This window comes from Amycolatopsis sp. NPDC034160, assembly GCF_055575355.1.
Genome location: NZ_JBVISU010000030.1, coordinates 22,757 through 40,400, shown reverse-complemented (window position 1 = coordinate 40,400; position 17,644 = coordinate 22,757). Strand labels below are relative to the sequence as shown.

Annotated in this window: 20 protein-coding genes; 1 reads left to right on the top strand and 19 read right to left on the bottom strand. The window is 69.1% G+C overall.

What is annotated here, in order from left to right:
• Positions 1–42 precede the first annotated feature (42 nt).
• Positions 43–927: a 30S ribosomal protein S2 gene (gene rpsB, locus ACZ54P_RS36835; RefSeq protein WP_061984463.1), complete on the bottom strand. Its 885-nt coding sequence runs from the start codon at positions 925–927 to the stop codon at positions 43–45.
• A gap of 383 nt (positions 928–1,310) precedes the next feature.
• Here rpsB and ACZ54P_RS36830 point away from each other — a divergent pair, with 383 nt between their 5' ends.
• Positions 1,311–1,907 carry a murein hydrolase activator EnvC family protein gene (locus tag ACZ54P_RS36830; protein ID WP_465466236.1) on the top strand — a complete coding sequence of 199 codons (597 nt, stop codon included), beginning with the start codon at positions 1,311–1,313 and terminating at the stop codon, positions 1,905–1,907.
• 151 nt (positions 1,908–2,058) lie between these two features.
• Here the strand turns inward: ACZ54P_RS36830 and ACZ54P_RS36825 are convergent, their stop codons facing one another.
• The 18 genes from ACZ54P_RS36825 to ACZ54P_RS36740 form a co-directional block, all read right to left on the bottom strand.
• A complete protein-coding gene (locus ACZ54P_RS36825; RefSeq protein WP_465466235.1) occupies positions 2,059–2,994 on the bottom strand; it encodes a FliA/WhiG family RNA polymerase sigma factor in 936 nt (311 codons plus the stop codon).
• Positions 2,995–3,014: 20 nt separating this feature from the next.
• The gene (locus ACZ54P_RS36820) at positions 3,015–4,010 is read right to left on the bottom strand and encodes a tyrosine recombinase XerC (protein WP_465466234.1); all 996 of its coding nucleotides are present in this window, start codon (positions 4,008–4,010) and stop codon (positions 3,015–3,017) included.
• Between the two features lie 105 nt (positions 4,011–4,115).
• Positions 4,116–5,255 (bottom strand): DNA-processing protein DprA, encoded by a 1,140-nt coding sequence (gene dprA, locus ACZ54P_RS36815; RefSeq protein WP_465466233.1) that lies wholly within the window; start codon positions 5,253–5,255, stop codon positions 4,116–4,118.
• The gene (locus tag ACZ54P_RS36810) at positions 5,255–6,763 is read right to left on the bottom strand and encodes a YifB family Mg chelatase-like AAA ATPase (RefSeq protein WP_465466232.1); all 1,509 of its coding nucleotides are present in this window, start codon (positions 6,761–6,763) and stop codon (positions 5,255–5,257) included. Before ACZ54P_RS36810 ends, dprA begins: the two co-directional genes overlap by 1 nt.
• Positions 6,764–7,150, bottom strand: a complete 387-nt coding sequence (locus ACZ54P_RS36805) for a YraN family protein (protein WP_465466231.1) — start codon at positions 7,148–7,150, stop codon at positions 6,764–6,766.
• 256 nt (positions 7,151–7,406) lie between these two features.
• Positions 7,407–7,730, bottom strand: a complete 324-nt coding sequence (locus ACZ54P_RS36800; protein ID WP_003096226.1) for a DUF2469 domain-containing protein — start codon at positions 7,728–7,730, stop codon at positions 7,407–7,409.
• Entirely contained in the window at positions 7,727–8,506 is a 780-nt protein-coding gene (locus ACZ54P_RS36795) for a ribonuclease HII (protein WP_465466286.1), read from the bottom strand. Before ACZ54P_RS36795 ends, ACZ54P_RS36800 begins: the two co-directional genes overlap by 4 nt.
• Before the next feature lie 58 nt (positions 8,507–8,564).
• Entirely contained in the window at positions 8,565–9,494 is a 930-nt protein-coding gene (gene lepB / locus ACZ54P_RS36790; protein WP_465466230.1) for a signal peptidase I, read from the bottom strand.
• A 31-nt stretch (positions 9,495–9,525) separates the two neighbouring features.
• The gene (gene rplS / locus ACZ54P_RS36785; protein ID WP_465466229.1) at positions 9,526–9,894 is read right to left on the bottom strand and encodes a 50S ribosomal protein L19; all 369 of its coding nucleotides are present in this window, start codon (positions 9,892–9,894) and stop codon (positions 9,526–9,528) included.
• Positions 9,895–10,075: 181 nt separating this feature from the next.
• Entirely contained in the window at positions 10,076–10,840 is a 765-nt protein-coding gene (gene trmD / locus ACZ54P_RS36780; RefSeq protein WP_465466228.1) for a tRNA (guanosine(37)-N1)-methyltransferase TrmD, read from the bottom strand.
• Positions 10,840–11,352, bottom strand: a complete 513-nt coding sequence (gene rimM / locus ACZ54P_RS36775; RefSeq protein ID WP_465466227.1) for a ribosome maturation factor RimM — start codon at positions 11,350–11,352, stop codon at positions 10,840–10,842. Before rimM ends, trmD begins: the two co-directional genes overlap by 1 nt.
• A 16-nt stretch (positions 11,353–11,368) precedes the next feature.
• The gene (locus tag ACZ54P_RS36770) at positions 11,369–11,608 is read right to left on the bottom strand and encodes an RNA-binding protein (protein ID WP_003103110.1); all 240 of its coding nucleotides are present in this window, start codon (positions 11,606–11,608) and stop codon (positions 11,369–11,371) included.
• Entirely contained in the window at positions 11,605–12,051 is a 447-nt protein-coding gene (gene rpsP / locus ACZ54P_RS36765; RefSeq protein WP_061984478.1) for a 30S ribosomal protein S16, read from the bottom strand. Before rpsP ends, ACZ54P_RS36770 begins: the two co-directional genes overlap by 4 nt.
• A gap of 158 nt (positions 12,052–12,209) precedes the next feature.
• Positions 12,210–13,028: a lysostaphin resistance A-like protein gene (locus ACZ54P_RS36760; protein WP_465466226.1), complete on the bottom strand. Its 819-nt coding sequence runs from the start codon at positions 13,026–13,028 to the stop codon at positions 12,210–12,212.
• Positions 13,029–13,065: 37 nt separating this feature from the next.
• Positions 13,066–13,836: a lysostaphin resistance A-like protein gene (locus tag ACZ54P_RS36755; RefSeq protein ID WP_465466285.1), complete on the bottom strand. Its 771-nt coding sequence runs from the start codon at positions 13,834–13,836 to the stop codon at positions 13,066–13,068.
• Positions 13,837–13,881: 45 nt separating this feature from the next.
• A complete protein-coding gene (locus ACZ54P_RS36750; protein WP_465466225.1) occupies positions 13,882–14,955 on the bottom strand; it encodes an amidohydrolase family protein in 1,074 nt (357 codons plus the stop codon).
• 2 nt (positions 14,956–14,957) lie between these two features.
• Positions 14,958–16,508: a signal recognition particle protein gene (ffh, locus tag ACZ54P_RS36745; protein WP_465466224.1), complete on the bottom strand. Its 1,551-nt coding sequence runs from the start codon at positions 16,506–16,508 to the stop codon at positions 14,958–14,960.
• Between the two features lie 111 nt (positions 16,509–16,619).
• On the bottom strand, positions 16,620–17,537 hold the full coding sequence (locus tag ACZ54P_RS36740; protein ID WP_465466223.1) for a hypothetical protein: 918 nt from the start codon (positions 17,535–17,537) through the stop codon (positions 16,620–16,622).
• Positions 17,538–17,644: the final 107 nt, after the last annotated feature.

Below are 17,644 nucleotides of genomic sequence, written 5' to 3'. Positions count from 1 at the left end.
ACTCGTGGGGCCACCCGGAGGCGGCCCCACGAGCGAGGTGGATCAGGAGGAGGCGGTGGCCTGCTCGGCCTGGGCCTCGGCCGGCGCCTCGGTGGCGCTCTCGGTCGCGGCGGCGGCTTCCTTGGCGTCCGCGGCGGCGGTCTCGGAGCCGGCGAGCAGTTCCTTCTCCCACTCGGCCAGCGGCTCGTCCGTGGCGACGCCCGCCTCGGGCTTGGCGTCGGCGGAGGAACCGTTGCGGCTGGAGCGGGCCATCAGACCGGCGGCGGCGGCCTCGGCCACGACCTTGGTCAGCAGCGCGGCCGAACGGATCGCGTCGTCGTTACCCGGAATCGGGTAGTCGACCTCGTCCGGGTCGCAGTTGGTGTCGAGGATCGCGACGACCGGGATGTTCAGCTTGCGAGCCTCGCCGACGGCGATGTGCTCCTTCTTCGTGTCGACGATCCACACGATGCTCGGCACCTTGGCCATGTCGCGGATACCGCCGAGGGTCTTCTCGAGCTTGTCCTTCTCACGGGTGAGCGTGAGAATTTCGCGCTTGGTCAGGCCGGCGAAACCACCGGTCTGCTCCTGCGACTCGAGCTCCTTCAGGCGGAGAAGACGCTTGTGCACCGTCTGGAAGTTGGTCAGCATGCCGCCGAGCCAACGCTGGTTCACGTAGGGCATGCCCACGCGCGCGGCCTCGGAGGCGATGGCTTCCTGAGCCTGCTTCTTCGTGCCGACGAACATGATGGTGCCGCCGTGCGCGACGGTTTCCTTGATGAACTCGAACGCACGGTCGATGTAGGTCAGCGTCTGCTGCAGGTCGATGATGTAGATGCCATTGCGCTCGGTGAAGATGTAGCGCTTCATCTTCGGGTTCCACCGACGGGTCTGGTGCCCGAAGTGCACGCCGCTGTCGAGCAGCTGCTTCATGGTGACGACGGCCATTGCCGGAATCAACCTCTTCTGTGTCGTGCGCGCCCGGCTCCGCCGGGACGCGCTTGCTCGGTTCGTCGCTCTCGGCCGGGTGGCCGATCGCCCTGGTGCAGATGCTCTGGACCGGACCCCGAGGTGAAGTGACCCTCAGGGACCGCCGGACCGTGTGCCCCCGGTTGTCCTGACCCTCCGTGAGGAGATCGGCCATCGGGAGCGCGCACGTGCACGCGAAGTCAGTCCACTGCCGCGGACCGCGCAAAAGAGTCTACTCCCTGTCGCCACCGCCTACCGCACCGGCAGCCCCTGATGAGAGCGGTTGTCCACAAGCGCCTCGGTTATCCACAGATTCCCTCGGCGCGCCCCACGCGCCACGCCGGGCGCCCAGGCTGGAACGCATGACCATGACAAGCTGTTCCCGCCCTGTCACCAGGCATTCCTTCGCGATCGACCGCACCGGCGGCAGGCATCGCCGTCCCGCACGGCCGAGACGCCTGCCTCGCCTCGCGCTCTTCGCGATCACGCTCGCGCTCATGGCCTCGTTCGCCGTGCCGGGAACGGCCCGAGCCGCCTTTTCACCCCAGGGACGCCTCTCTTGGCCGGTCTCACCGATACCCAGCGTCACCAGGTACTTCGAGCCACCGGCGACGCCGTACGGCCCCGGGCATCGCGGCGTGGACCTCGTCGCCGCATCGGGTACGAACGTCCTCGCCGCCGCCGAGGGAGTGGTGATGTTCGCCGGGCAGGTGGCGGGCCGCGGGGTGGTTTCGATCGACCACGAAGGCGGTCTGCACACCACCTACCAACCTCTCGCGCCGGTCGTCACCGCGGGTGACCAGGTGTACCGGGGTCAGGTGCTCGGGACGCTCGCGGCCGGGCATCCGGGCTGTCCAGAGCCGGCGTGCCTTCATTTCGGTGTCCGGAAGGGGACCGAGTACGTCGATCCGCTCGCGCTGATCGGTGAACCGTCGGAGATCCGCCTCAAACCGTGGTAGGGCGGCTAGCTTTCAGACCCTGTCGGCGGAGCTGAAGACTTACCTCGCAAGGGACCAGATGCGTGAACCCGCCCCGGCCGAGGGCCCCGCTCTCGCGGTGGCAGGACACCCTGATCCGCCATCGATCGCGGACGCGGGTACACCAACAGACTCAGGCCTGTTCGACCAACTTCGCGCGCAGCCGCATGACGGCACGGGTGTGCAGCTGGCTGACCCGCGACTCGGTCACGCCGAGGACCTTGCCGATCTCGGCGAGCGTCAGGCTCTCGAAGTAGTAGAGGCCGACCACGATCCGGTCGCGTTCGGTGAGCTGGGCGATCGCCTGAGCCAATTGACGGCGGTTGTCCTGGTCGACCAGGACGGCCACCGGGTCGACGGCGCCGTCGTCGGGCAGCGTGTCGACCAGCGAGCCGCTGTCCTTGCCGGCGGCTACGAGGTCTTCCAGTGCGATGACGCTGGTCAGCTGCAGCTGACCGTAGAACTCGCGCAGGTCGTCGACGCTGATTTCGAGTTCCGCCGCCAGTTCGGAGTCGGTCGGCGTGCGGTTCAGCCGGGCACCGAGGCGTTCCAGCGCCCGCTCGGCCTCGCGGGCCTTGCTGCGCACCGCCCTCGGAACCCAGTCCTGGGAACGGAGATCGTCGAGGATCGCGCCGCGGATGCGCTGCATGGCGTAGGTCTCGAAGCGCAGGCCCCTGGCCGGCTCGAACTTCTCGATGGCGTCGACGAGGCCGAAGATCCCGGACTGGATCAGGTCGCCGACGTCGACGTGGGTCGGCAGGCCGGTGCCGACCCGGCCGGCGACGTACTTGACCAGCGGGGCGTAGTGCAGCACGAGCCGGTCGCGCACGACCTGGTCCGGCGACTCGGTGAACTCACGCCACAACGCCTGGATCCCGGCGTCCACTTCGTAACTCGTCCGCGCTTCGGGCGCGACGGCAGGACCGTCCCCGCCGGAACGGTGTTTCCCGGCGGCTTCGGTGACATGTGGGTCGGCGGTCATCGGACCGCCGTTCTCAGCATGCGACTCAGGATGGTCTCCGTGCTCGTGCGGATGCGCGTGCGCCGTCGGTTCGGGCCGTCGGGTCACCTGCCGAGTCTTCCCCGGCATCATCGGGCCCGGGGGTGCGCGCGGTCGTGGATCGCCTTCAGCCGATCGACGGTCACATGAGTGTAGAGCTGCGTCGTAGCCAGCGTAGCGTGACCAAGCAGTTCCTGAACGCTCCGAAGATCGGCACCGCCTTCGAGCAGATGAGTGGCCGCCGAATGCCTCAAGCCGTGCGGTCCCATGTCGCTCGCGCCCGGCACCGAGCCGACGGCGTCGTGGACCACCCGGCGGGCCGCCCGTGGATCGAGCCTGCCGCCTCGGGCCCCCAGGAAGAGCGCGGCTTCCACCCGGCCCTTCGCTTCGACGGCGAGCTTTCCCCTGCCCTCGTCCAGCCACGCGCGCAGCGCGGCTTCGGCCGGGACGCCGAACGGCACGACGCGTTCCTTGCCGCCTTTGCCCAGCACGAGCACGACCCGGCGCGAGAAATCGACGTCGCCCAAGTCCAGCCCGCACAGTTCGGAAACCCGCACGCCGGTCGCGTAGAGCAGTTCCACGATGGCACTGTCCCGCAGCGCCACCGGGTCCCGCTGTTCGGCACCGGCGGCTGAGGCCCGCATGACCTCACTCGCCTGCTCCGCCCGGAGGACCCCGGGGAGCTTGCGATGCGCGCGCGGCGCCACCAGCCGTCCGCCCGGATCGGTCGCGAGTGCCCCACCGCGGTGCGCCCACGCGGTGAAGGTGCGGGCCGCCGCCGCTCGCCTGGCCAGCGTCGTCCGGCTGGCCCCTTCCTCGCGTTGCCGGGCGAGCCAGCCGCGCAGCGTCGCGATGTCGAGGTCGGAGAACCGACCGCCGTTCTCGTCCACGAAGCCCGTCAGGGAGACCACGTCGCCGACATAGGCACGCACCGTATGCGCGGAAAGCCCGCGTTCCAAGGAAAGGTGCCGCTCGTAGTCGTCGATCAGCTTCCGGACAGGTTCCGGCAGCGCGGCACGGGCGGCGCGCAGATCGGGCCTGCGGGCGCGTTTTCCCGTGCCGTGGGGACCTTCGGTCGACGGCATGCCGATCACGCTGCGCGATGGACGGCGGATGGTCAAGTATCGCCGCACCCTGTTGCGGTGTCCGTGGTCGGATCGTGCCGGGATGGCGCCTCAGGTGTAGGCCAGTCAGGTCTTCGCTGTCCGTCTTCGCCACCCTGCGTCACCTCTTTCCGCGAAGCCGTCGAGTTCCAGCTCGGGCAGCAACGAGCGGATCCGCTCCACCGGAATGCCGGACTCGGCCGCGATCCGTTCCTCCGGTTTGGCCGAACGTTCGGACAGCGCGTCGTGCACGCGCAGTGCCTCCGGGCCGAGCCGGTCGGTGCGGCGGCGCGGTTTCCGCGGTTCCTCGCCCTGCTGCCCGAACCGCCCGGCGGTCGCGAGGATCTCGTCGACCGAAGTCACCAGCGTGGCCTCACCCTCGCGGATCAGCGCGTGACAGCCCGCGGACATCCCCGACGAAACCGGCCCCGGCATCGCCATCACGACCTTGCCCAGCGCTCCGGCCGTACCCGCGGTGTTCCGCGCACCGCTGCGCCTGCCCGCCTCGATCACGACCGTCCCTTCGGTGAGCGCCGCGATGAGCCTGTTCCGGACGAGGAAGCGATGCCTCGCGGGCGGGGTTCCCGGCGGATACTCGCTGACCACGGCGCCGGTTTGGCCGATAGTGCGCAACAAGGTCGCGTGCTGGGCCGGATACCCGGCGTCGATTCCGCAGCCGAGCAGGGCGACCGTCGTGCCGGAAGCGCTCAGCGCACCCCGGTGGGCCGCGCCGTCGATGCCGTACGCCGCCCCCGAGAACACCGGGATCCCCCGGCTCGCGAGGTGATAGCCCACCTCGGCCGCGTTGTGCTCGCCGTACTCGGTCGCCGCGCGGGCGCCGACGATCGCGATCGCCTGGTCCACCGCCTCGTCGAGCCTGGCCGGACCGCGCACCCACAGCGCCAGCGGAGACGCCATTCCGGTGACGCCCCTGCCTCGGGCGACGGCCATCGAAAGCAACGGCCAAGCAGGCCATTCACTGTCTTCCGGGATGACGAGCCGGGCCTCTCCCGCCGCCGCCCGTTCCAGATCCCGCTCGGCGTAGTCATGCGCTCGCCGCGCGGCCGTCTCGTCGCGCACCTTCGGCGGGCAATCGGCTCGGCGCACCCGTTCCGCGGCGACGACCGGCCCGTGCGCGCCGACGAAATCGGTCAGCGCGGGCGCCGGTGGCTCGGCCACGCGCAGCAGGTACGACCGGGCGATCCGGTCAGCCTCGAATTCACCCATCAGGATGACCTCTCCCGGAAGTTGAGGGCCGCCGCGACCTCGTCGGTCTCGGGTCTTTCGGCACCCTTCAGATCGGCGAGCGTCCAGGCGATTCGGAGGCACCGGTCCGCGCCGCGCGCGGTGATCGAGCCCCGCTCCAGCGCCCGATCCAGCAACGCCGTGACCTGCGCGGGAAGCGCGAATTCGCGACGCAAGGCCGGACCGGGTACCTCCGCGTTCGTCGGCCAGCCGTGTTCGGTCCAGCGTTTCGCGGCTCGTTCACGGGCCTCCAGCACCCGTTCACGGACGGCCGCCGACGCCTCGGGCGCCTCGCTCAGGTGTGCGCTGAGCGCGGAGAGCGGACGCAGCCGGACCCGTAGATCCACCCGATCGAGTAATGGTCCGGACAGCCTGCCCAAGTACCGTCTCCGCGCGGCCGCCGAACACGTGCAGTCGGCGTCTTTCGCCGGCGCGCAAGGACAAGGGTTCGTCGCGAGGACCAGTTGGAAGCGGGCCGGGTAGCAGACCGCGCCTTTGACCCTCGCGATCCGCACTTCGCCCTCTTCGAGCACCGTGCGCAGCGACTCCAGCCGTTCCGGTCCGAACTCGCAGACCTCGTCCAGGAACAGGATGCCCCGGTGTGCCCGGCTGATGGCGCCGGGTACGGCCAGGCCGCTGCCGCCGCCGATCAGCGCGGGCACGCTGATCGAATGATGTGGCGCGACGAACGGCGGCACGGTGACCAGCGGCGCGGACCGGGACAGGGATCCGTCGATCGAATGGATCGCGGTGACCTGCAACGACTCCTCCGCGGTCAGGCGCGGGAGAAGCCCGGGAAGCCGTTTCGCGAGCATCGTCTTGCCCACCCCGGGTGGTCCGGTCATGAGGAGGTGATGCCCGCCCGCCGCGGCCACCTCCAGCGCCCACCGGGCTTCCGGTTGTCCCACGACGTCGGCGAGGTCGGGTACGCGCGGCGGCTCTTGGGCGACGGACGGCTCAGGCCGGGCTAGTTCGCCTTCGCCCTTGAGCCAGTCCACGAAATCGCTCAGGCGGGCCACCCCGCCGACCTCGAGCCCCTCCACGAGAGCGGCTTCGAACAAGGACTCGGCGGGCACGACCGCACGCCGGTATCCGGCGTTGCGTGCCGCCAGCAATCCCGGCAGTACCCCTCGGACGGCTCGTACCCGGCCGTCGAGGGCCAGTTCGCCGAGCAACACGGTGTGGAAGAGCTTCGTGGCCGGAACCGACCCCGTCGCGGCCAGGACAGCCGCCGCGATGCCGAGGTCGTAGCCGGAGCCCACCTTCGGCAGGTTCGCCGGGGACAGGCCGAGGATCACGCGTTCGTCGGGCCAGGTCTGCCGCGAATTGCGGACGGCCGAACGGACCCTGTCCTTGGCCTCCTTCAAGCCCGCGTCGGGCAGGCCCACCATCGTCACCTTCGGCGAGCCGCCGCCGATATCGGCCTCGATCTCGATCATCTTGCCGTCGACGCCGAGCAGCGCGACGGACCACGCTTTCGCCAGTGCCATTCAGAACGCCGCCTTGATATGCCGCACCTGCGGCCGGGCGCCGGGCGGGGCGACGATGGCGATGATGTCGTAGCGGACCGGGCACCAGCGGAGCATGAACGCGCGCTGCCACTGATGCGCGAGACGGCGGATGCGATCCGCCTTGTCCGGGGTCACGGCCTCGGCGGGCGTGCCGAAGCCGAGACCGGTCCGGGTCTTCACCTCGCAGAAGACGAGACGCTTCCTGTCGGTCGCGACGAGGTCGAGCTCACCGTCTCGACAGCGCCAGTTGCGGCTCAGGACGACATAGCCCGCCTTCTCCAGGTGCCGGGCCGCGAGGTCTTCACCCCAACGCCCCAGCTCGATGCGCGATGCGCCGGTGGCCGGCTGTCCGGTCGTGCCCATCATCTCGATCCCCCTCAGCGATCGTCACAGTGCGTGTGCGATCAACGCTGCCAGGGTGACCGGACGTCGGCCAGGCTCGATTCGCCCGCCTGTGGATAACCGGGGTGTTGTGGATGATTCGACCGCGACCGGCCTCCGGCGACCATGAATCGTCGGAGCCCTGTGGTAGGGCCGTGCCGGACGTACGTGAAGGCCCCTTCACGGCGTCTAGCGCAATGAAGGGGGCCTTCACGTACTTGGGAAGAAGACTTCCAGCGGCTCAGCCGGAGAACGGACCGTCTTCCGGCAACCGGAGATCCGGCTTGTCGAGTTCTTCTACGTTGACGTCCTTGAACGTGATGACCCGGACGTGCTTGACGAATCTGGCCGGCCGGTACATGTCCCAGACCCACGCGTCGGACATGCGGACCTCGAAGTACACCTCACCGCCACCGTCGCGCACCTGGACGTCGACGGCGTTGGCCAGATAGAACCGCCGCTCGGTCTCCACCACGTACGAGAACTGGCCGACGATGTCGCGATACTCGCGGTAAAGCGAGAGCTCCATCTCGGTCTCGTACTTCTCGAGATCCTCTGCGCTCATGAAATCCGCGCCCCTCCTCGCGATTCTGCTGCTACTCCAGCGGCGGAGCGTTCATTGTTACCCACGTAGGGGCTGAGGGCACGTATCGGCACGCTCGGGTTTTCCAGCGCCGCGACGGTCAGCACGACCGGGTGAGGCGGCCGCGCCCGGTGCGCGGCGGCCGCGGTGGCCACATTCGCGTACGACCAGCGATGCACCGGGCTCGGGCCGTGCGTGTTCAGCGCCGCGCTGTGCTCCGTGGTGCTGTAGCCCTTGTGCACGTCGAAGCCGTAGTGCGGGTGGACGTCGTGCAGGTCGCCCATGATCCGGTCCCGCGTGACCTTGGCCAGCACGGACGCCGCCGCCACGCACGCGACGGCCTTGTCGCCCTTGATCACGGGCACGCTCGGGGCGGGAAGCCCGGAAACGCGGAATCCGTCGGTCATGACGTAGCCCGGCGTGCTTCGCAACGCCGAGACGGCGCGCCGCATGCCTTCGAGGTTCATGACGTGGATACCGAAGAGGTCGACCTCGGCCGCCGGGATGACGATGACCGAGTAGTCGAGCGCGCGCTGGACGACCCTGTCGTAGACCCGGTCGCGGGCCTTGGCCGTGAGCACCTTCGAATCGGTGAGCTCGGGCAGCCGGGCGGCGTCTCCGGAACGCAGGACGCACGCGGCCACGACGAGCGGGCCGGCGCAAGCGCCGCGCCCTGCCTCGTCGACTCCGGCGACGGGCCCGAGGCCACGCCGGTCCAGCGCACTTTGCAACCCCCAGAAGAGGTCGCCACGCACCACTGCTCTCGGCGGCCGAAGCGGCTCGGCCGGTGTGAGCGGTACAGGAACTCTCAAGGCCTTACCGCCTCCGGTCGACCGCCTTGCGCACTCCGGACGACATCCGCCTGCCGAGGAAGACGACGGGCCACGCCGCGGCGACGCCGACACCCAGGGGAAGCCCCTGCTGCCACGCCGGCGCACCGAGCGCCACCGGCTGAGCGGTCGCCTGCGGGTTGTGGTCCGAAACGCCACCCCAGCGGCCGGGCGGGAGCACGATGACGCGCGCCTTGCCGATGATGTTGTCGACCGGGACGGCGCCGTTCACGCCACCGCCGCCCTGGAAACGGGAGTCGCTCGAGTTGTTGCGGTTGTCGCCCATGACCCAGACGTAGCCGGCAGGCACCTTGACCGGATCGAACGTCTTCTGGGTGGGGGGCATGCCCTCTTCCCAGTGGACGTACGGCTCGTCCAGTGCCTTGCCGTCCACGACGACACGGTTGTTGTCGCAGCACTGCACCGTCTGACCGCCGACCGCGATGATCCGCTTGACGAAGTCACGCTCGTCCGGCGGCGCGAAGCCGATCAGGGAACCCAGTGCGCGGAAACCGCTGACGAAGATGTTGCTGGACTCCGGCGTGTCGATCTCGCCCGCCCACGCCGGCGGTCCCTTGAAGACCACCACGTCGCCCGGGCCGGGATCGGTGAAGTCGTAGGTGATCCGGTCGACCAGGATCCGGTCACCCGTGCATCCCGAGCAGCCGTGCAGGGTGGACTCCATGGATCCCGAGGGGATCATGTAGACCTTGGCGAGGAACTGCTGGATCAAGATCGTCAGCACGAGTGCGACGACGATCAGGATCGGCAGTTCCTTCCAGAACGACCGCTTCTTGTTGACCTTGCCGAATTTCTTGGCCCCGGACCGGCCCCGGCGGGAGGCCCTGGTGGGGCGCTCCTCTTCGGGGCGGTCGGGCTCGTCTTCGGAGGTGTTCTGGGACACGGGTTCGACCACGACGCCAGGTTACCGGTAACCGTGTGGCTACCTACTTGGCGGAGGTCGTCTCGCGGTTTTCGCGGCGTTCCTTGATCTTGGCGGCCTTGCCGCGCAGCTCGCGGAGGTAGTAGAGCTTCGCCCGGCGGACGTCGCCGCGCTTGAAGACCTCGACCTGGGCGATGTTCGGCGAGTGCACCGGGAAGGTGCGCTCCACGCCGATCCCGAACGACACCTTGCGGACCGTGAAGGTCTCGCGGATGCCGCCCCCCTGGCGACGCAGCACGACGCCCTGGAAGATCTGGTTACGCTCGCGGTTGCCCTCGATGACGCGGACGTGAACCTTGAGCGTGTCGCCCGGTCGGAAGTCCGGGATGTCGGAACGCAGTGACTGCGCGTCCAGCGCGTCCAGGGTGTTCATCGGTGGTCCGTCCTCGTCTTCGTATGGCTTACGTGCAGCTTGGGCGCGCAGTGTCGGGCACTGCGACCTACCCGGGGGCTGATGGCGTTCCGGCCGACTTCGCGGCCTGATACTCACCTGAGGTGAAATCAAGTTTCGCGCGTCCGCTCACGCCAACCTGTCAAGTATTGCAGACCGGGACTCAGGTGGTTGACCCGGCCTGGCCGGTGTCCTCGTCCAACCGTTCGAGGACCCCGAGATCGTGCTTGTCGAGACTACCTTCCGGCAGTTGCCCGATCAGTTCGGGTCTGCGCCGGACGGTGCGTTCCAGTGCCTGGTCACGGCGCCAGCGGTCGATCAGCGCGTGGTTGCCCGAGCGCAGGACGTCCGGTACGGCCAGGTCCCGCCAGACCTCCGGCCTCGTGTAGCTGGGGCCTTCGAGGAGGCCGTCGGAGAACGAGTCCTCCTCGGCGGAGCGGGCGTTCCCGAGCACTCCGGGCAGTAGCCGGACGACGGCCTCGACCATCACCAGTACCGCCGCCTCGCCGCCGACGAGTACGTAGTCGCCGATCGAGACCTCGTCGACGGGCATCCGCCGCGCGGCGTCGTCGATCACCCGCTGGTCGATGCCCTCATACCGGCCGCACGCGAACACGAGGTGTTCTTCCGCGGCGTACTGATGCGCCATGGCCTGGGTGAACGGTCTTCCGGCGGGGGTCGGGACCACGAGGCGGGTGTTCTCGCCACAGACGTCGTCCAGGGCGGGGCCCCAGATCTGCGGTTTCATCACCATGCCGGGTCCGCCGCCGTACGGCGCGTCGTCGACCGCGCGGTGGACGTCGTGCGTCCAGTCCCGCAGGTCGTGGACGCCGACCTCGATGAGGCCGCGGTCGATCGCACGCCCGAGCAATGCGGCGCGGAGCGGATCGAGATATTCGGGGAAGATCGTGACGACGTCGAGGCGCATCAGGCGTCCAGCAGGCCTTCCGGCGGGTCGAGGACCACCCGGCCGCCCGCGACGTCGACCGTCGGGACGATCGCCTTCACGAACGGCACGAGCACTTCACGTCCGTCGTGTTCGATCGACAGCAGTTCCCCGGCGGGCGAATGCGCGATTTCGAGCACCTTGCCGATGACCGTGCCGTCGGTGAGTTCGGCCCGGAGGCCTTCGAGTTCGTGGTCGTAGAACTCGTCGGGGTCTTCGGTCGGCGGCAGCGTCGAGGTGTCGGCGATCAGCAGGGCGCCGCGGAGGGTCTCCGCGACATCCCTGGTCAGCACCTCTTCGAAACGCACCAGCAGCCGCCCGCTGTGTTCGCGGGCGGCTGCGATGGTGAGGTCTCTGCTGCTGCCGTCACGCAGCTTCGTCGTGACGACCGAACCGACCGCGAACCGCTGTTCCGGCGAGTCCGTGCGCACGTCCACCGCGAGTTCCCCGCGGATTCCGTGCGCCTTGGCGATCCGGCCGACTACGACGTCCATCCCGTTGGTTCCCCGGTCAGCGATCGGTGTCGACGACGTCCACGCGGACGCCGCGGCCACCGATGCCGCCCATGACGGTGCGCAAGGCGGTCGCCGTGCGACCGCCCCGGCCGATCACCTTGCCGAGGTCGTCGGGGTGCACATGCACCTCGAGCGTGCGGCCACGACGCGTGGTCAGCAGCTCGACCCGGACCTCGTCCGGGTTGTCGACGATCCCGCGCACCAGGTGTTCGAGGGAGTCAGCGAGGAAACTCACGCCTCGGCCTTGTCACCCTCGGCGGCCTCGGCCTTGTCGGCTTCGGCCTTCTTCGGGGCGGACTTCTTCTTCGGCGTGGTGGCCTCGGTGGAGGGAGCGTCACCGGCGGCGGCGAGCGCGGCGTTGAAGAGGTCCTGCTTCGACGGCTTCGGCTCCGCGACCTTCAGGGTGCCTTCGGCGCCCGGGAGGCCCTTGAACTTCTGCCAGTCACCGGTGATCTCGAGGATGCGCTGGACCGGCTCGGTCGGCTGGGCACCGACGGACAGCCAGTGCTGGGCACGCTCGGTGTCGACCTCGATGAAGCTCGGCTCTTCCTTCGGGTGGTACTTGCCGATCGTCTCGATGGCCTTGCCATCACGGCGAGTGCGCGCGTCGGCGACGATGATGCGGTAGTACGGCGCACGGATCTTGCCGAGACGCTGCAGCTTGATCTTGACGGCCACGGGTGTGGGTACTCCTCAGTTCTCTCTGATGCAGGTGGAAGGCGCACGCCAGCCGAGTGGGGAACGGCCGCGCACACCCGAAGGTCCGAAGCTCGGGCACGGTGAGAGGGTCCGGCCAAAGCAGGCAAGCGTACATTCTGCCAGACGCCGACCGGCCGTCAGAACGCGGCTATCCCGAGTGAGGCGAGCAGGATCGTCACGGCGGGCAGGAAGTTGTTCACCTGGTGGGCGACCACGCTGCCGAGCAGCCGTCCGGTGAACACCCTGGCCAGCCCGATCGGGATCGCGATCACCAGCAGCAACGTGGTGCGCAGCGGTTCGAGATGGCTCGCCGCGAAAACGGCCGTCGAGACCAGGAACGCCGCGATCCTCCCCCACCGCTCGGTACGCCACTGCAGCCGTTCGACCGCACCCCACAGCAGACCGCGGTAGATGATCTCCTCGCAGATCGGCCCGACCAGCCACAGGTAGATGAACATGACGACGGCGGCGGACACCGACATCCGGCGGTCTTCGACGAGCGCGCTGATCGCCGAGGTCGCGTTCGCGTCGCCGACGACCTGCGTCCAGACGTAGGCGGCGAGCGAGGTGAACCCGAGCCCGAGCACGCCGAGTTTGAGCCCGAGCTTGACGTCGGCCCAGCTCCAGCCGATCCGCAGGTCGAGTAACGGGCCGTTGCCGCGGAGACGGGTGATCAGCAGCGCGACCCCGGCGGCGATCATCGTCGGCACCATGGTGCCCAGCAGTACCATGCGCATCGGCAGCGGCTGGCCGGGCTGGACGTCGCCGAGCAGGACGCTGATGAACGCCGCCGACGCGAGCAGGACGGCCTCCACCAGGAGAAAAGCCCCGAACCCCCAACGATGCGGCGGTGGCGTGTCGGGCGCGGCCACCTCACCTCCGGCAGTGACTTCTTCTGGGAGCTCGTCCGGCGGCGCGGCCTCGGGGATCGGCTCCCTTGGCTGAGATACGGTCACGCCGCCCCTCCGGTGATCGTTCGGTTACTCCCAGACTCTAGCCGCCCGGAGTGGCAATCAGCCCGCCGCTGAAGAGCAATACAGCCGGCGGGAGGTTGTTGGCCGCGTGCGCGATGACGGCCGCGCTCACCCGGCCGGAAAGATAACGGGCGAGGCCGATGGCGATGCCCTGGCCGAACAACGCGATCGTGCGCGCGGCCTCTCCGTGCAGCTGGGCGAACACCAGAGCGGTGACCAGCAGGATCACCCACGAGGGCAGCCGGTGGAAGCCCATCGCGTTCCAGAGCGTGCCGCGGAAGAGCAGTTCTTCGGTGACCGGGGCGGCGAAGACGACGATGGCCGCGGCCACCACCAGCCAGACGGTGTCGCCTCCGGTGGTGCCGGACAGTTCGGTGATCGGGCCGGGCGAGACGTCGGAAATGGTCCTGTCGGTGCTGTCGGTCCCGTAGACGGCGAGCAGGAGCAGGTTGAGGAGGTAGCCGGCGGCGAGCGCGGCCGCCCCGCAGGCGAGTCCGATCCGGACGTCACGCCAAGTGGGTTTGAGCCCGAAGTCCGCACGGAGTCCCTGTCCCCAGACCCGGGAACCGGCCACCGGGCCGAGGCCGAGTACGAGGGTCGGCAGGAACGCGAGGATCAGCAGCGGACCGACGTCGCGGAGTTCGAGCGGGTCGTAGCCGCCGAAGCGGCCCGACATCAGGAAGCTCATGACCAGGGTGACGAGGTGGTATCCGGCGATGCCCGCGAAGAACGCTACGAATCCCCAGTGCGCTCCGAGCACCAGACGCTCGCGAGTCTGCCCGTCGTCCACCACGCCTCCACGCTAAGTGCCGCTCCGGTCACGGGTGGAGTCGGGTCAGGCGTAGATCTTGCCACGCAGGACGATGTGACTCGGATGCCGCAGCACCGCGAGATTCTCACGCGGATCGGACGGGTAGACCAGCAGATCGGCCGAAGCGCCGTCGACGATTCCTGGCACGCCAAGCCATTCGCGGGCCGCCCATGAAGCCGAAGCGAGCGCCTGTTCGGCGGACATGCCCGCCTTGTGCAGTGCCTCGATCTCGTCGACGAGCCTGCCGTGCTCGACCATGCCGCCCGCGTCGCTTCCCGCGTACACCTGCACGCCGGCCTCGATGGCCGTCGAGACCATCTGTCCTACGCCGGCGTGCAGTGCCCGCATGTGGTCGGCGTATACCGGGTATTTGCCCGCCTTGCCGGCGATTCCGGGGAAGTTGTCGATGTTGATCAGCGTCGGCACGAGCGCGATCCCGCGTTCGGCGAGGACACCCAGCTGGTCCGGGAGGAGTTCGGTGCCGTGTTCGAGGCAGTCGATGCCCGCGTCGATCAAGCCGGGCAACGCGGCCTGGCCAAAGACGTGCGCGGTCACCTTGGCGCCCTCGGCGTGCGCGGCGGCGATGGCCTCGGCGAGGACGTCGTCGGGCCAGAGCGGTGCGAGATCGCCGACGCCGCGGTCGATCCAGTCGCCGACCAGCTTGACCCAGCCGTCGCCGTCGCGGGCCTGCTCGGCGACCGCCTTCGGCAGTTCGGCAGGGTCATCGAGTTCGATGCCGAGGCCGGGAATGTAGCGCTTGCGCAGAGCGAGATGCCGTCCGGCGCGGATGATCCGCGGCAGGTCGGCGCGCTCCTGCAGCGGCCGGACGTCGATCGGCAGCCCGCAGTCGCGGATCAGCAGGGTGCCGGCGTCGCGATCGGTGATCGCCTGCTCAGCAGCCTCTTCCAGCGTGGTCGCGCCGCCGACGCCGATCCCGGGGTGGCAATGCGCGTCGACCAGTCCGGGCACGAGAAAGCCTTGCCGGACAACGGTTTCCGCCCCGGCGACCGGTTCACTCGTGATCCGGCCGCCGGCGACCCACAGCTCGCGGTGCTCGCCGTCCGGCAGGACGACGCCCGCCAGATGCAGCGCCTCCACGCCTATTTGTCCTTCGGGAACTTGAACTTCTTGGGATCGAAGCCCGGTACGTCGTTCAACCCGCCGAGCTGGGAGAGGTCGGGCAGGCCACCCGGTCCACCCTGACCGCCGGGCATCCCGCCCGGGGGCAGCATCGGCATGCCGCCCGGGAAGCCGCCGCGGACCTTGGGCTGCGTCGGACCGCGCCCCTTGCCCTTCTTCCCCTTCTTGCCCTTGCGGTTCTTGCTGCCGCCGCCTCCGCCGCCGAAGCCGAACCGGCCCGCCATCTGCGCCATCATCTTGCGCGCCTCGAAGAACCGGTTGACCAGTTCGTTGACATCGCGGACGGCGACGCCGGAGCCCTTCGCGATCCGCAGACGGCGCGAAGCGTTGATCATCTTCGGGTCGTCGCGTTCGGCGGGGGTCATGCCGCGGATGATCGCCTGCAGCTTGTCGAGATGCTTGTCGTCGACCTGCGCGAGCTGGTCCTTCATCTGCCCGGCGCCGGGCAGCATGCCGAGCAGGTTGCCGATCGGGCCCATCTTGCGGACCGCGAGCATCTGCTCGAGGAAGTCCTCCAGGGTGAGCTGGCCGCTGCCGAGCTTGGCCGCGGTCTGCTCGGCCTTCTCCTGGTCGAAATGCTCCTCGGCCTGTTCGATGAGGCTGAGCACGTCACCCATGCCGAGGATCCGGCTGGCCATCCGGTCCGGGTGGAAGAGGTCGAAGTCCTCGAGCTTCTCACCGTTCGACGCGAACAGGATCGGCTGACCGGTGACCTGGCGGACCGACAGCGCGGCACCACCGCGGGCGTCACCGTCGAGTTTGGTGAGCACGACGCCGGTGAACCCGACGCCGTCGCGGAACGCCTCGGCCGTGGTGACCGCGTCCTGACCGATCATCGCGTCGACGACGAACAGCGTCTCGTCCGGCGACACGGCGTCGCGGATGTCCGCGGCCTGCTTCATCAGCTCTTCGTCGACACCGAGACGGCCGGCGGTGTCGACCAGGACGATGTCGTGCTGGGCACGCTTGGCCTCGTCGATGGCGCGGCGGGCGACGTCGACCGGGTCGCCGACACCGTTGCCGGGCTCGGGCGCGAACGTGGTGACCCCGGCCCGCTCGCCGACGACCTGCAGCTGCGTGACGGCGTTGGGGCGCTGGAGGTCACAGGCGACCAGCAGCGGCGCGTGTCCCTGCTTCTTCAGCCACAGCGCGAGCTTGCCGGCGAGAGTGGTCTTACCGGCACCCTGCAGACCCGCGAGCATGATGACCGTCGGCGGGTTCTTCGCGAACGTGAGCCGCCTGGTCTCGCCGCCGAGGATGGTGACGAGTTCCTCGTTGACGATCTTGATGACCTGCTGCGCCGGATTCAGCGCGCCGTGCACCTCGGCGCCCTTGGCGCGCTCCTTGATCCGGGCGATGAAGTCCTTGACCACCGACAGCGCGACGTCCGCCTCGAGCAGCGCGATCCGGATCTCACGCGCGGTGGCGTCGATGTCGGCGTCGGAGAGCCTGCCCTTGCGCGACAGGGTCTGCAGGGCGGACGTGAGCCGATCGGAGAGGGTGTCGAACACGGGTGTGCACGCTCCAGCTGGGTCGTTGTGGCGTGCCGGCACGGACCGGCGGCTTTCCAGGGTAGTCGGTGTGCGAGGTCGGCGTTTGACGCGGTTGCGGCCGACCGCGGCTCAGGGTTCGCGGAGATCGGCTTCGGCGAGGGCGCGGATCACGCCGGCGCGGGCGGGGCCGGACTCGCGGACGGTGCGGCTCATCTCCACGTGCAGGAAGGCCGTGCCCTCCTCGGCCGCCGCCTTGCCCTGCGCGTTCTTCATTCCCTCCAGCGCGCCGCACGACGAAACCCACGCCCGGCAAACGGAGAACCCGCCGCCGGCGAGCCGGTCCGCGGCGCGCCGGATGGGCTCCCCCGCCACCGACATTCCCGCCGACAGCACGATGTCGTCGTCCGGCATGTTCTGGTCGTCGAAACCGTGCAGCTGTACCTGTGTCATCCCGCGTCCGGCGAGGGTCGCGGCCACGACGTGGAACATCGAGTCCACTTCATGCGCGACGTCGGCGTGGCCGTCGTCGGCCTTCCGGTGCGCGCCCGCGATCAGCAGGACCGCGCCCGGCACCCGCTGGAAGTAGTCGAGGCCGAACAATTCCGTCCTCAGGTCCGACGCCGGATGCGGGACCTCGATGACCAGTGACGGTGGTGCGGAGCGGTCGATCAGGTACATCCCCCAGGCCCGCTCGGTGCCGGACTCGTTCAAGGCGATCGTGTACGGCCGCCCCGTCTCCGCGTCCACACCGTCTCGCACCGAGAACCCGAGCTTTTCGAGAGCGGACGGCGCCGCGCGCCCGGCGTCCAGCAGGGTGGTGAAGCCGACAGCCGCTTCGCGACGTTCGTCGGCTTTCGGCGAGCGGTAATCCTGCTCGGCGGAGAGCGTCGAGGTGAACTCGCCGACCACGGGCCGCAGCGGCCCGTCCGGCGCCGGAGGGGGCTTGGGTGACTTGTCGTCGCCGAGGATCAGCACGAGGGTGAGCACCAGGGCCAGCGCGACAGCGATACCGGTCACACTCAGCAACATCCGCTTTCGGCTGATCACCACCCGAAGCCTACTGGCTCACCCGAATAGGTAGCCTTGGCCGCGTTTTGTCCCTGTTGAGGTGAGTTGTAACGTCACTGAGGGCAAAGTTGATATCCGCGTGTAAC